This is a genomic window from Pedobacter sp. B4419, assembly GCF_059693725.1.
In genome coordinates this window covers 1,722,520-1,734,900 of the sequence record NZ_JCASSL010000001.1, presented here as the reverse complement: position 1 = coordinate 1,734,900, position 12,381 = coordinate 1,722,520, and the positions used below count along the sequence as shown (strand labels likewise).

Below are 12,381 nucleotides of genomic sequence, written 5' to 3'. Positions count from 1 at the left end.
AAAAAGATTGCTGAGAAAGAATTTATTTATCAACGATTCTATTCCCCTCCGTTGGAGGGGTGCCCAAAGGGTGGGGTGGTCGAAATGACAAATAAGATTTAAGAGCGCTTAATTGTTGTTGCTATGAAAGCCAGTCCTGCTATTCGCTATAGCCCTCGTTCCTCAGGGCTGTCGCTGCTATCAGGGCTATGCGGATTGGGCAGTTCGCAGGCTCAATGACTAATCAGCCAATGAACTAATGAACCAATAAGCTAATCAGCTATTTAATCATCACCCCAGGTTTGTTCAGTATCGGAATACGAATAAGGTTGTTATCGATGATACTTTCTGGGAGGAAGATGAATTTTTTGTCGTAAATGTCTTTTCCGATGTAATAGCTCAACCAATATTCGTTGGTCAAACCAAATACGGCAGGGTCGATGGCTTCCACGGCTGCGTAGGATTGAGCAGCAAGATCGCCTACAAAATGCCTGAGCAAAGATGTTTTAACCTGTTTGCCATCCTTTTCGCCATAACCCTTTGAGGTAATGAGCACATTGGTAATGGCTTCGTTTTTGAAGTTTACCAGATATACATTCCAGTTTTTTGCTTCTGGTGTTTCGCCCACTAACGCTACGGCAATGGCTATATCTTCAACAATATTTTCTGGCAGGTCCTTTTTCAAAGTTGTAATGTTTTAAAGTTGAAATGTTGTAAGGCCAACTGTGCAAACCAAAAACTGTCAATTGCTTACTGATTACTTCTTCTTCGCTACAGCCTTCTTTTTAGGCGCAGCTTTTTTCTTAGGCTCAAAAGCATCTGGAACTTGGGCTACAATCAGCTTTTTAACATCTTCCAATGGAAGAACGGCCAATTCCTCGGCAGTATATTTTTGTTTGGTAGCCGGATTGTTCCCTAATTTCAGCATTTCTTTGCCAAAACGGATGAACGGTCCCCAACGGCCATTTTCAATGGCAATTTTCTCTGCTGCCCATTGCTGGATAAAGCGATTGTTCTCTTTTTCTATCTTCTTGGTAATTAGTTCTTCGATGTCTTTTTGAGAAAGTTGTTCAAAATTATAGGCGCGAGGAACATTGATAAACAGGTCGTTCCATTTAATGAATGGTCCAAAACGCCCTGCACCTTTAGTAACCGGCATGTTTTGGTATTGGGCAACAGGTGCATCGGCACTCACTTTCTCCTGGATAATTTCAATAGCCCTCTCTATGTTAACCGTTAATGGATCTTCGTTTTTAGGGATTGAAATAAAGGCATCGCCCCACTTTACATAAGGTCCGAATCTGCCCACACCAACCGAAACTTCCTTACCTTGGTAATCCTCCAACTGGAAAGGCAATTTGAATTGGTCTAACGCTTCCTCCAAACTTACTGTTCCTACAGATTGCGATTTTAATAAACTGGCATAACGCGGTTTATCATTCTCATCGTCCGTTAAGTCGCCAATCTGTACCAATGGTCCATAACGGCCAACTTTGGCGTATACGTTTTTGCCCGTAACCGGATCAACACCCAACAAACGCTCGCCATTTGCACGATCGGCAGTTTCTAAGGTTGTTTCTACCTCACTGTGGAAAGGCCCATAAAAAGAATGCAACATTTTGGTCCATTCCTGCAGGCCTTGTGCAATCTCGTCAAACTGCTTTTCTACCTTGGCGGTAAAGTTAAAGTCGACAATTCCTTTAAAATGCTCTACCAAAAAGTCGTTCACCACCTCGCCGATATCGGTAGGGAAAAGTTTTGACTTTTCAGCTCCCGTTACTTCGGTTTTGGTTTGTTTGCTGATGTTTCCATCGGCAAGCACCATGCTCACAAAATTACGTTTCTTGCCATCGCGGTCTTCCTTCACCACATAGCCACGGTTTTGGATGGTGGAGATGGTAGGAGCATAGGTAGAAGGTCGGCCAATGCCTAACTCTTCCAATTTTTTTACTAAACTGGCCTCAGTGTATCTTGCTGGAGGCCTTGAAAAGCGTTCAACAGCTGCCATTTCCTTGAGCAAGAGCGCTTGGCCCTTAGTTAACGGTGGCAACAAGTTGCTGTCTTCGTTTTCCTCTTCTTCCTCATCGGTCGATTCGAGGTATACTTTTAAAAAGCCATCAAATTTCAATACTTCGCCTTCGGCAATCAGTTCTTCTTTTCGGGTATTAATATGGATATTGGCTGTTGTTTTTTCGAATATGGCTTCGCTCATTTGCGAGGCAATTGCACGTTTCCAAATCAGTTCGTACAAACGTTTTTCGGCATTGTCGCCACCAACGGTATGCTGGTTGAAATAAGTAGGGCGAATGGCCTCGTGTGCTTCTTGGGCACCAGCGGTTTTGGTTTTATAAACCCTTGGCTGGTGATATTGCTTTCCATAAGCTGCATTGATTTCGGCGGCTGCTGCTGCAATTGCGGTTTCAGAAAGATTAACTGAATCTGTACGCATATAGGTAATCTTACCGCTTTCGTACAGTTTCTGCGCAATTTGCATGGTTCTGGCAACCGAATAGCCTAGTTTTCTAGAAGCTTCCTGTTGTAGTGTAGAGGTGGTAAAAGGCGCTGCCGGATTTCTCTTGGCTGGCCTTACTTCCAAATTGCTCACCGAAAAGTTGGCGTTTACGCAATCTTGAAGGAATTTCTCGGCATCTGCTGCTTTCTCAAAACGTTGCGGCAATTCAGCTTTTACAATTTCCCGACCTTTACCCGTACTAAACTGGGCTGTAATTTTAAAGGCAGCTGTTGCATTAAATTGGTTAACCTCGCGTTCACGGTCGACAATTAAGCGTACCGCTACTGATTGTACACGACCGGCGGACAAAGAAGGCTTTACTTTTTTCCATAATACGGGAGAAAGTTCGAAGCCCACCAAGCGATCTAATACCCTGCGCGCCTGTTGGGCATGTACAAGGTTATAATCGATGGTACGAGGTGTTTCTATGGCCTTTAAAATAGCTGGCTTGGTAATCTCATGAAATACAATACGTCTGGTATTGGCTTCCTTCAGGCCCAAGGTTTCGAACAAGTGCCAGGAAATGGCTTCTCCTTCGCGGTCCTCATCGGATGCGAGCCATACCATTTCGGCCTCCTTCGCTAGTTTTTTAAGTTCGGTAACTACCTGCCTCTTGTCGGCAGGAACCTCGTAGGTCTGAGAAAAATCATTGCTGATGTCTATTCCCATATCACCTTTTACTAGATCACGGATATGACCATAACTAGACTTCACTAAAAAATCTTTTCCTAAATACCCCTCTATGGTTTTAGCTTTTGCAGGTGACTCGACGATCAGTAAATTTTTTGCCATTCAGAACGTTTTGCTGCAAATAAAACTATAAATTAGGCTAAATTCAAAATTGGTATAGTAAATATTTTAAAACCTCCCTCGCTGAACAGCTGCTTAACTGCCTCTTTTTGATAAGGTATAGCCAATTTAAACGGGTTATTTCACCACTAAAAAATAATTTTATTTACTTAATAATTATGATTTATTAAGTTCCTAAAGAACAACAACGCCTGAAAAAGTGTTTTGATTTGTCCTTAATTTTTAGTATATTAAGAATAGACCTGCAAATAAGCGCAGGATATTTATTAATTATTAACCCAAAATAGTGTTTAGTGTGCGGGAGATTGGACATTATGATTAAGACACAAAAAAATGAAAACAACAGATCAAATTCTGATCATTGATTTAGAAGCTACCTGCTGGGAAGCAGATGGCAATTACCAAAAACAGCACAGCGAAATTATAGAAATCGGTGCCTGTATTTTAAACCGGGAAACTGGTAAAATAACTCAAAACAAAGGCATTTTAGTTAAGCCTAAATATTCGGAGGTGAGCGATTTCTGTACGCAACTGACCTCCATTACTCCTCAAATGCTCGATAAAGATGGGATTTCGTTAGCCGAAGCCTGTGAGCAATTAATGGATTATTTTAATTCGGAAGATTATACTTGGGCCAGTTATGGTGCCTATGATAAAAATATGCTTCAAGAACAGTGTAGACGCTTTGGCATTTTATATCCCATGTCTCAGCATCACATCAACGTGAAAGTGCTTTTCTCTGAACTGAAAGGACTTAGAAAAGGAATTGGAATGGCCGGTGCCTTAAAAATGCTGAACAAACCATTGTTGGGCACGCACCACAGGGGAGTAGATGATGCCAAAAACATCGCCATTATCCTTAATGAGTTGCTGAAATAATGAAGCGTAGATCGTTTCGTTCTAACGATAATTGGAAACTGAAAACCAATAACTGTCAACTGAAATATAGGTTTCGTCATACCGGACCCCGATCCGGTATCTTGTTCAAAAAGATTGCTTTGTCGCTATGCTCCTCGCAATGACGAATACTTTTATTCTTTGTTAGATTTACGCTTGGATACTGAAAACTGCCTACTGAAAACTAACATTCAATTTCTTGACGTTTTGATTATTTAATAGCAACCAATTTGTTGTTATCTTCGTACATACTCAAAAAACCAAAAGCATGATCAACACCTTATTACTCCTAATCAGTTTGTGGACAGCACCAAAGCCGCCTCAAACCATTTACGATTTTTCTTTCAAAACACTTGATGGAAAGACCGTTAACCTATCTAAATTTAAAGGCAAAAAGATTTTAATCGTAAATACGGCTTCAAAATGTGGTTATACCCCACAATATGAAGACCTGGAAAAACTACACAAGCAATATGGAAAAGACGTAGTGCTGATTGGTTTTCCGGCAGGTAATTTTGGCGGACAAGAACTGGACAACAATGCAGCCATTAAGGAATTTTGTACAGGAACCTACAAAACTACTTTCTTGTTAGCCGAAAAGAGCAGTGTAAAGGGCGATGACATTACGCCATTGTTCAAGTATTTGACCACACAGGAAAACCCAGATTTTACAGGCGATATTAAATGGAATTTCGAAAAATTCCTGATCAACGAAAAGGGACAATTGGTACATCGCTACCGTTCGGCTGTGAAGCCATTAGATGCAAGCATTACCAAAAACCTTTAAAAAGGTAAAAGGTAAGATGGAAAAAGGAAGATGGACTTAACCATCTTCCTTTTTTTTATGTTAATTTTTTTCGAGTATAAACCTCCAGAAGGCCGCACTTAAAATCGCGCCTAAAATAGGAGCGGCAATGAACAGCCACAGCTGGTTAATGGCTTGCCCGCCTATTAATAAGCCAGGACCAATACTCCTTGCCGGGTTTACAGAAACGCCGGTTACCGGAATACCTACAATGTGGATGAGCACCAGACTTAAGCCGATAGCCAGGCCTGCAAAGCCTCCATTAATGTTTTTGGTTGAAGTTGCCCCGAATATCACCAATAGAAAAATAAAGGTGAACACGGTTTCGGCAATAAAGCCAGACACTACGTCGTAATGCTGTGGAGATAATTCAGCATAGCCATTTTGCCCTAGTCCTGCGGCTAGCGTGTATTCCGCTTTGCCAGAAGCGATGAAAAATAGGATGCCTGCGCCAGCTATTGCGCCCAGTACTTGTGCAATGATGTAGTAGACTGCTTCAGAGGCTTTCATGCGTCCTGCAACTACCATTCCGATAGAAATTGCCGGATTGATGTGGCAGCCTGAAATGTGTCCGATGGCATAGGCCATAGCTACCACCGATAGGCCAAAAGCAAAGGAAATGCCCAGCAAGCCTACGCCTGTTGTTCCATTAGCCCCCGCAATAACCGCGCTTCCACACCCCATTAGCACTAAAACCAAGGTGCCCACGAATTCGGCACCAAATTTTGAGAATTTACTTGTTTCCATATAATTGAGTTTAATTTTGTGCTTAAAAAAAAATTATATAGGGACGACAGGATATTAATTTAAATATAAACAAATAATTAATATTCAAATATTGATTTGCCTAAAAGAAAATCTGCCCTAAATCAATTAGTTCTGGTTATGAATTTATATCCTGTGCTCTTTATTGCCCTTGTGGTATTAATTGCCTTTTATTTGATCTTCCGTAAAAAGAATCTCGACAGCGTAAAGTTGGCAGATTCTGATCTTCAGCTTTTAGAAGAACATGTGCTGTACTACCAGCAGCTCGATCAGGGGAAGAAAAAACTATTTGCCCAAAAAATAACCGATTTTTTGGCTGCCATTAAAATAGAGGGGATTGGTGTTGAAATTGAACCTCTTGATAAGCTTTTAGTGGCCAGTAGTGCCGTTATTCCTATTTTCGGCTTCGATAACTGGAGGTACACTAATTTGGGTAGCGTTGTGCTTTATCCCGATACCTTTAACGAAAACTTTCAGTTCGAAGGTGGCGAACGCAATATCCTGGGTATGGTGGGCACGGGTTACATGAACGGACAAATGATTCTTTCAAAGAGTGCCTTGAGGCATGGATTTTCTACCAATGCGGGCAAATCTAACACAGGCATCCACGAATTTGTGCACCTGCTCGATAAATCTGATGGCGCCACAGATGGCGTTCCTCAAAACCTGATAGCTCATGAATATGCAGTTCCATGGCTTAAAATGATGCATGAAGAAATCAATCGCATCGACAAAGATCAATCAGACATCAATCCTTATGCCATGACCAATGAAGCTGAGTTCTTAGCCGTAGCCTCTGAATATTTCTTTGAACAACCTGCCCAGTTTAAGGAAAAGCATCCTCAATTATATGAACAACTGAGCAGGATGTTTGCGCAGCAATTAGCCTGATTATAACAGGTTGATAGGTCCAAAAGTGAGCATATGATTTCCCGTACTATCCGAGTACCTGATTTTTAAGCCTTCTACTGTGTATACGCCTACTGTAGGAGTGTCGGGAGTTAAAGTTCTATATAAGAATGCGGTAACATAGATGCTAGGATCGCTAGAGGTAATGTCGACTATTTCGTTGGTTACGTTATCAATATGGAAAACGAAGTCGCCATAATACCTCAATTCGATCGATTTTTTTTGGATAGGGGCGCTAGCTGCTGTAGCAAAACTGTTGTTGGCTGTTACGAAAGCGGCTGTGCATAACAGCAAGATCAAAACTAATTTTTTCATGGAATTTTAGGTTAGTTAAGTAAATAATTTAAGTTTTAATTAAACTTACCTTAAAAACTAGTTAAAAGCTGAAATGTAAAAAAATAGAGCATAAATGTCCATGGTCCTGAGTAGTTGGCTTCAAGACAAATAATAACTAGCTAAGTTGATTTGAAATCTATAAAGCTACGCTGCCAAAAACCTTGGCATATGTTGTAGCGCCAACTTGATACCTTACTTTGAAGAATACAATTTCATAGGCATCTGCTGTGGCGTTGTAAGTGATGCTGTCATTATAAAAACTCAGTACCGTAGCTCCATCGATGGTTACATTGTCTAGTTTATTGCTGGCCGAATCGAAATAAAAGGTAAAAAGATAGCCATCGAGATAAGCGTTTCTGATCACCTGTGTTTTCTTTTGGATAGAGATGGCAGGCTCTGCATAAGCAAAATTAAGGTTGGTTATCGTAAGCGAAAAAAGAACGCAGGCTAAGAATAATTTTTTACTGTTTTTCATGGTGTCAGGTTTTAGGTTAAATAATTAAATAAACTTAATCAATAAGATCCTAATAACATTAAAAGACAAAAAATTGATCTTCGGTCCATAGTTATCCAACAAAAAAGCCACAGATCAATAAATCTATGGCTTTCCTTATTTTCGATTGGTTAGTTAGATCAAAAATCCACCGCCCAATAAATCATTTCCTTCGTAGAATACAGCTGATTGTCCAGGTGCAATTGCAGATACGGCGTGGTCAAACACTACGCGCATGTTGTCTTTTTCCTGAACAATGGTACTCAACATACCTGCATCTTTATAACGGATCTTAGTCACTACATTTTCCAAAGGCTCATGGATGCTCTCGTATTTAATCAAGTTTACATTTCTCACTAAAGCTTCTCTGCGTTCCAATTCTTCTGCACGACCTAATACTACGGTATTGCTTTCTGGCAGGATTTGGGTCACAAACATCGGCTCGCCGAAGGCAACACCCAAGCCTTTTCTCTGGCCAATGGTATAAAAGGGATAGCCTTTGTGCTGGCCAATCACCATGCCTTGACTATTAATGAAGTTGCCACCGGCTACGCGATCTTCCAGGTCTTCCACTTTGTGTTTTAAGAAAGCCCTATAATCGTTATCAGGTACAAAACAGATTTCGTAACTCTCGCTTTTTTTAGCCAGTTCTTCTTGGCCCATATCCATTGCCATTTGGCGAATGTCGGCCTTAGAGAAACTGCCCAAAGGGAATTTGGTACGTGCCAAGTTTGCTTGAGAAACGCCCCAAAGTACGTAAGACTGGTCTTTGTTCTCGTCTTTGCCCTTAGAAATTACATACCTGCCACTGTCTTGCTGGCGGATGTTGGCATAATGTCCGGTTGCAATGAATTCGCAATCCAATTTATTGGCACGTTTCAATAGTGCTTCCCACTTGATGTGCGTATTGCACAACACGCAAGGATTTGGCGTACGGCCAGCCAGGTATTCGTCAACAAAGTTGTCGATTACGAAATCGCCAAACTCATCACGGATATCTAATATGTAATGGGGAAAACCATAATTTACAGCTAGGGTACGGGCGTCGTTGATGCTGTCTAAGCTGCAACAGCCAGTTTCCTTACTCGAACCGCCAGAAGTAGCATAATCCCAGGTCTTCATGGTTAGGCCGATTACCTCATAACCCTGCTCGTGCAACATAACAGCTGCTACCGAACTATCAACCCCGCCACTCATGGCTACCAAAATTCTACCGTGTTTGCTCATTACTTAAAATAAAGATGCAAAAATACAGGTTTTTAGTTAATTATAGGAGAGGAGCAGTCTGAACAATGTAAAAAGGCTAAGGTTTTGCCTGGCTCGACTCCCTAACTTGCAGTTGGGTAGGCAACAAAATGGTTTCGAAAGGCGCTGTTTCTCTATCAGAAATAAGTGAAAGCAGCTGCTGGGCCGCTACGCTTCCAATCTCAAAAGAAGGCTGGCGAATGGTGCTTAGCGAAGGATTAAGTACTTCGGCCAGATCGGTATTGCTAAAGCCAACCAAGGCAATGTCTTGAGGAATGCGGTGGCCAGATTTATGTAAGAGCGCCAAACATTTGGTGCTCAGCAGATCGGTGGCGGTAAATATAGCCTGTGGTGCCTGTTTAAGTACCATTAATTCTTGTACGGCTGTTTCCAGTTCCTGGTCTAGGGTTGCTGCATTGGTGGTGTCGCAAAACTTTACCCAATCTTTGTTAAATGTAATTCCGGCATCTTCCAAGGCTTTTTTATACCCTTCGAAACGCTCTGTAGCTACGCTCAATTGGGTATTCCAGTTCAAATGGGCAATGGCGCGGTAGCCATTGTTGATCAGGTGCTGCGTAGCCTCATAGGCGCCTTTAAAATTATCAACCGCTACTTTGTGTGTGTCGATGTGATCGCTTAAGCGGTCGAACAGCACCACTGGTACGCCTACTTCCTGCAAATGGGTAAGGTGGCTAAAGTCGGTAGTCTGATAAGAAGGGGAGATGAGCAAGCCATCGATGCCACCTGCATAGAGCAGGTTCACATTGGCCTTTTCTTGCTCGTACAGCTCCTTGCTTTGCATAATGATGATCTGGTAATCCTGCTCTGAGCAGTAATGATCGATTCCATCCAGCATTTGGGCCATGAAATTATTATCGATAGAACAAACCACTACGCCAATCGACCTGCTTTTGCCTTCTTTGAGGCCACGGGCCATGCGGTTGGGTATGTACTGGTGTTCTTTGGCATAGGCCAACACCTTTTGCTTGGTTTCATCGCCAATTTGATAGCTGTCTGTTAATGCCCTCGAAACGGTAGAAACAGATAGGTTCAAAGCTTTGGCAATATCGCGTAAGGTAATATTATTGTTCATTTTCAATGGACTTCATATAAGGCTTGCAGGGCTAAAGATACAGATTTTTGCTGTTTTTACAGCGATTGGGCAATTTGGCCACTAAGTTTTTACTAAAACCATTTAGTTGTGTGTTAAGATAGTTTTTGAGGTTAATTAAAAATTAATACCTTAGGCTTTATATTCGTTAACACACTAAAATAAACTGAACGAAAAAACAAAATTAAACAAATGAAAAAAACACTGCTCTGCTGCCTTTTCCTTTCTGCGATGGTAGCGCATGCGCAACAAAACCTGGTTAAATATGTAAAGCCGCTCATTGGAACCGAAAAAATGGGACATACCTATCCGGGTGCTACCGTTCCTTTCGGAGCTGTACAGTTAAGTCCAGAAACAGATACCATTCCCTATGAAATGAATGGCAAATACAATGGCGATGTCTATAAGTATTGTGCAGGCTATAAATATGAAGATAAAACCATAGTAGGCTTTAGTCACACGCATTTTAGCGGAACAGGCCATTCAGATTTAGGCGATTTTCTGATCATGCCTACACAAGGCAAGCTGCAAATGAACCCAGGAACAGCCAGCAATACCAAAAGTGGCTATCGTTCGGCCTTTTCTCATGCCAACGAGGTTGCCGAAGCTGGTTATTACAAGGTAAAGCTTGATGATGATAACATATTGGCCGAAATGACTGCTACCAGTCGCGTGGGCATGCATCAATATACTTTTCCAAAATCAGACCAGAGCCATATCATTTTGGACCTGATGGCCGGAATTTATAACTATGACGAAAAAACAGTATGGACCTATGTAAGGGTAGTAAATGATACCTTGATTACAGGTTACCGTCAAACTTATGGCTGGGCACGTACCCGTACGGTTTATTTTGCGATGAGCTTTTCTAAGCCTTTTAAAAACTATGGCCAAAAGAACTACGATGCACGCCAAGCCTACAGAGGCTTTTGGGGCAAATTCGACCAAAGCAAAAACTTCCCAGAAATTGCCGGCAAAAAAGTAAGGATGTTCTTCGATTTCGATACCCAAGAAGGAGAAAAGATCAAGATCAAGTTTGCCTTATCGCCGGTAAGTCAGGAAAATGCCCTGCAAAACATGCGTGCAGAGATTACCGGTTGGGATTTTGAAAAGGTAAAGGCACAGGCACAGGCCACCTGGAACAAAGAATTGTCTAAGATCAATATCGCGGCTTCTGAAGATGATAAAACCAATTTCTATACGGCCATGTACCATGCTTTTATCAATCCAACAACCTATGCAGACGTAAATGGACAATATAAAGGCCTAGACCAAGGCGTACATACAGCAAATGGTTTTACCAATTACACCACTTTCTCTTTATGGGATACCTACAGGGCATTACATCCGTTTTTTAACATTGTGCAGCCTACCCGCAACAACGATATGGTGAAATCCATGCTGGCCCATTATGAGCAAAGCAGCTTGCAGATGTTGCCGATTTGGTCGCATTATGCCAACGACAATTGGTGCATGAGCGGTTACCACAGCGTTTCGGTAATTGCCGATGCAGTGATTAAAGGCGTATTTAATGGCGATGCCAACAAAGCTTTGGATGCCTGTGTAACCACGGCAAAACATCGTAATTACGAAGGAATTGGCTATTACATGGATTTGGGCTTTATTCCGGCAGAACGTAGCGGAGTATCGGTTTCCAATACCTTAGAGTATGCCTATGATGACTGGGCAATTGCACAGATGGCCAAAAAGCTAAACCGCATGGATGTTTATGAGGAGTTTATCAAGCGTTCGGCCAATTGGAAGAACAATTTCGATAAAAGCACAGGCTTTATGCGTCCGAAGTTGGCAGATGGAACCTTCAAAAAAGATTTTGACGTTTTAAGTACCCATGGACAAGGTTTTATTGAAGGCAATAGCTGGAACTACAGTTTCTTTGTACCACAAGATCCGGCTGGCTTGATGGAAATGATGGGTGGCAAAAAGAAATTCGCTGCCAGACTGGATACTTTGTTTACCATGCACCTGCCTGACGAGTTTTTTGCAGATACCGAAGACATTACCCGCGAAGGAATTATTGGTGGCTACGTACATGGCAATGAACCGGCGCACCACGTAGCTTATTTTTACAACTGGGCCGATCAGGCTTACAAAACACAGGCCCAAGTTCGCCACATCCTGAAAATGCAATACAAGCCTACGCCAGATGGCTTGGGTGGCAACGATGACTGTGGGCAAATGAGTGCCTGGTATATGTTTTCGTCATTAGGTTTCTATCCGGTTTCGCCGGGTGGCGATGAATACGCCTTAGGTTCGCCTGCGGTAAACAACGCCACCTTAACCCTAGAAAATGGCAAGACATTTACGGTAGAAGCCATTAACCAAAGCGATAAAAACGTGTACGTTCAAAAAGTGTTGTTAAATGGCAAGGAATTGAGCAAGCCTTTTATCAAACATGGCGATATTACCAATGGTGGCAAACTCACTTTTTATATGAGCGCCAAGCCAAAGAAATCATAATCATGCTGGTTATCTCTTGTTAGTTACCAATTGCTGGTACC

General features: G+C 41.9%; 11 protein-coding genes. 4 read left to right on the top strand and 7 right to left on the bottom strand.

Annotated features, from left to right (window positions below):
• Window positions 1–259: 259 nt before the first annotated feature.
• Window positions 260–664: a hypothetical protein gene (locus AC570H_RS07140; protein WP_497353159.1), complete on the bottom strand. Its 405-nt coding sequence runs from the start codon at window positions 662–664 to the stop codon at window positions 260–262.
• A gap of 72 nt (window positions 665–736) precedes the next feature.
• The gene (topA, locus tag AC570H_RS07135; RefSeq protein WP_497353157.1) at window positions 737–3,283 is read right to left on the bottom strand and encodes a type I DNA topoisomerase; all 2,547 of its coding nucleotides are present in this window, start codon (window positions 3,281–3,283) and stop codon (window positions 737–739) included.
• A 351-nt stretch (window positions 3,284–3,634) separates the two neighbouring features.
• Here topA and AC570H_RS07130 point away from each other — a divergent pair, with 351 nt between their 5' ends.
• The gene (locus tag AC570H_RS07130) at window positions 3,635–4,180 is read left to right on the top strand and encodes a 3'-5' exonuclease (protein WP_497353155.1); all 546 of its coding nucleotides are present in this window, start codon (window positions 3,635–3,637) and stop codon (window positions 4,178–4,180) included.
• Window positions 4,181–4,466: 286 nt separating this feature from the next.
• The gene (locus AC570H_RS07125; protein WP_497353153.1) at window positions 4,467–4,985 is read left to right on the top strand and encodes a glutathione peroxidase; all 519 of its coding nucleotides are present in this window, start codon (window positions 4,467–4,469) and stop codon (window positions 4,983–4,985) included.
• 60 nt (window positions 4,986–5,045) lie between these two features.
• On the opposite strand, the gene aqpZ is transcribed toward AC570H_RS07125, so the two are convergent.
• Window positions 5,046–5,750 (bottom strand): aquaporin Z, encoded by a 705-nt coding sequence (gene aqpZ, locus AC570H_RS07120; RefSeq protein WP_497353151.1) that lies wholly within the window; start codon window positions 5,748–5,750, stop codon window positions 5,046–5,048.
• A 138-nt stretch (window positions 5,751–5,888) separates the two neighbouring features.
• Here aqpZ and AC570H_RS07115 point away from each other — a divergent pair, with 138 nt between their 5' ends.
• Window positions 5,889–6,659 carry a M90 family metallopeptidase gene (locus tag AC570H_RS07115; RefSeq protein ID WP_497353149.1) on the top strand — a complete coding sequence of 257 codons (771 nt, stop codon included), beginning with the start codon at window positions 5,889–5,891 and terminating at the stop codon, window positions 6,657–6,659.
• Here AC570H_RS07115 and AC570H_RS07110 read toward each other — a convergent pair whose 3' ends face one another.
• The 4 genes from AC570H_RS07110 to AC570H_RS07095 all read right to left on the bottom strand — a co-directional run bounded on the left by AC570H_RS07110 (window position 6,660) and on the right by AC570H_RS07095 (window position 9,844).
• A complete protein-coding gene (locus AC570H_RS07110; protein ID WP_497353147.1) occupies window positions 6,660–6,992 on the bottom strand; it encodes a hypothetical protein in 333 nt (110 codons plus the stop codon).
• A gap of 157 nt (window positions 6,993–7,149) precedes the next feature.
• Entirely contained in the window at window positions 7,150–7,488 is a 339-nt protein-coding gene (locus AC570H_RS07105) for a hypothetical protein (RefSeq protein WP_497353145.1), read from the bottom strand.
• A 153-nt stretch (window positions 7,489–7,641) separates the two neighbouring features.
• Complete coding sequence (gene mnmA, locus AC570H_RS07100) at window positions 7,642–8,733, bottom strand: tRNA 2-thiouridine(34) synthase MnmA (RefSeq protein ID WP_497353143.1); 1,092 nt, start codon at window positions 8,731–8,733, stop codon at window positions 7,642–7,644.
• Window positions 8,734–8,809: 76 nt separating this feature from the next.
• Complete coding sequence (locus AC570H_RS07095; RefSeq protein WP_497353141.1) at window positions 8,810–9,844, bottom strand: LacI family DNA-binding transcriptional regulator; 1,035 nt, start codon at window positions 9,842–9,844, stop codon at window positions 8,810–8,812.
• Window positions 9,845–10,054: 210 nt separating this feature from the next.
• Here AC570H_RS07095 and AC570H_RS07090 point away from each other — a divergent pair, with 210 nt between their 5' ends.
• A complete protein-coding gene (locus tag AC570H_RS07090; protein ID WP_497353139.1) occupies window positions 10,055–12,340 on the top strand; it encodes a GH92 family glycosyl hydrolase in 2,286 nt (761 codons plus the stop codon).
• The last annotated feature ends 41 nt before the right edge of the window (window positions 12,341–12,381 follow it).